Annotated in this window: 1 protein-coding gene and 1 pseudogene; one reads left to right on the forward strand and one right to left on the reverse strand. The window is 65.7% G+C overall.

Annotation, left to right across the window (positions count from 1 at the left end; genetic code table 11):
• The coding region (locus KBX08_RS33050; RefSeq protein ID WP_210787677.1) for a tetratricopeptide repeat-containing protein at positions 1-1,726 on the forward strand (1,726 nt) is incomplete at its 5' end.
• Here KBX08_RS33050 and KBX08_RS33055 read toward each other — a convergent pair.
• Positions 1,723-2,030 (reverse strand): annotated as a pseudogene (locus KBX08_RS33055) (hypothetical protein); the annotation flags it as partial. The gene KBX08_RS33050 and the pseudogene KBX08_RS33055 sit on opposite strands and share 4 nt — an antisense overlap.

Consider the following 2,030-nt stretch of genomic DNA (forward strand, 5'->3'; position numbering starts at 1 on the left):
TCCTGACCGTAGTATCGCCCTCAATTCACTCCTGCCCGACCCCACCGTGTTACCAGACGAACATGGCACCCGACTCGACGCGACATGGTCGATGTCCCTCGACGCCGTCGACCGCATGGAGCCGGCTGGGCTGGCCGCGCCGATCCTCCACATGGCCGGGCTCCTCGATCCCAACGCTGTCCCCTCCGGCCTATTCACCACCTCTGCAGCCCTCACCCATCTGTCCCGAGCCGCCGGTTTCACACAAGTCGTAACGCCGTACCAGGTCCGGCAGGCGCTACATCACCTGCACCGCTACCACCTCATCACCCTCGACATCGATGCCGACTTATTCCAGATGCACGCCCTCGTTCAACGCGCCATCCGCGACCTCTCAGATTCAGACTGCATCTGGCCCACCGGGCGCGCCACAGCAAACGCGCTACTGCAGACATGGCCCCACACTGAACGCGAGACCGCTACCACCGCCCTGCTGCGCGCCAACGCAACCGCCCTGTGGCAACACCTGGGCAGTCTTCTTCACACTCCCCGCATCCACCCCGTCCTGTCCCGGGCGGGCGTCAGTCTGGGCGGCACCGGGCTTGTTGTCGCCGCCGCCGATCATTTCCGCAGCCTGCACCAGATAGCTGAGCGTCACCTCGGCCCGAATCATCCCGATACTCTGGCAGCGCGGCACGAACTCGCCCGCTGGCGTGGCCGAGCCGGAGATCCGGTCGGTGCTGCCTGGGCCTACGCGGAACTACTGATTGACCGACTTCAACTGCTTGGAGGCGACCATCCCCAAACCCTCGCCACCCGAAACAGCCTAGCCGCGTGGCGGGGCGCTGCCGGAGACGCGACCGGTGCCGCTGCTGCCTTCGCCGCCCTGCTCACCGACCAGGCGAGGATCCTCGGCCTAGAACACCGGCAAACTCTGACTACTCGCAATAACCTCGCCTACCAACGGGGTCAAGCGGGAGATGCCGCCGGCGCTGCCCGCGCCTTCGCCGAGCTACTCACCGACCAGGCGCGAATCCTCGGACCGGACGACCCCGAAACCCTAGTCACCCGCAGCAATCTCGCCCGCTTTCATCGAATGACAGGGGACATCAGCGGCGCTCTCGACCAGTTCACCGCGCTGCTGCCGGACATGCGACGGGTCCTGGGCCCCGATCACCCCGACACGATGGTTATCCGTCACCGTATCGCCGACATCCGCGGGAGTACCGGAGACCCCACCGGCGCAGCGACCACATACACCGAACTACTTAACGACCGAATCCGAATTCTCGGACCGGACCACCCGCACACCCTCGCCAACCGGCACAACCTCGCCCGCTGCCGAGGCATAGCCGGGAACCCCGTCGGCGCTGCCGCCGCCCTCGCCGAACTGCTCGACGACCAAAGCCGCATACTCGGACCCACCCACCCCGACACCCTGACCACCCGCCGCGAACTTGCCTGCTGGAACGCACGAACCGGGGACACAACCGAAGCCCTCCGCAACCTCGACACACTGCTCCACGACATGCTGCGCGTCCTTGGCCCCGAGCACCCCGAAACCCTGGCCACGCGCCACGAACTACTCGACATCCGAGGAACAGGTGGCGACCCAGCCGGCGCGGCAACAGCCCTCGCCGAACTACTCACCGACCAGATGCGAATCCTCGGCCCTAACCACACGCAGACCCTTACCACCCGTCATCGCCTCACCTACTGGCGCACGCAGGCCGCCACCATCTCTTAGACGACAGAGCGCATTGGTCGACGTGCTGGCTGTTCTGCTCGAACGCGAGTGGCGAAGCGATGGCCGACTTCGGAGGCGTCGATGGGTTGCCCGGCAAGGTGGGCAAGGAACATGTCGAGGGGGTAGCGGGCCAGCACGTGGTAGCGGGCGAGGTACATGACGACTGCGGTAACCGGATGGCCGGATCCTGCTGCGAGGAGGGCATAGGCCAGCACCTGCTCGACGAGAGCATCAAGGTCACGGGCATCGTCGAAATGACCCGTCTTGTATTCGACGATGGTGGTGCCGGCGAGGAAATCGACGA

This window comes from Micromonospora sp. H61 (assembly GCF_018070325.1).
GTDB classification, from domain to species: domain Bacteria; phylum Actinomycetota; class Actinomycetes; order Mycobacteriales; family Micromonosporaceae; genus Micromonospora; species Micromonospora salmantinae.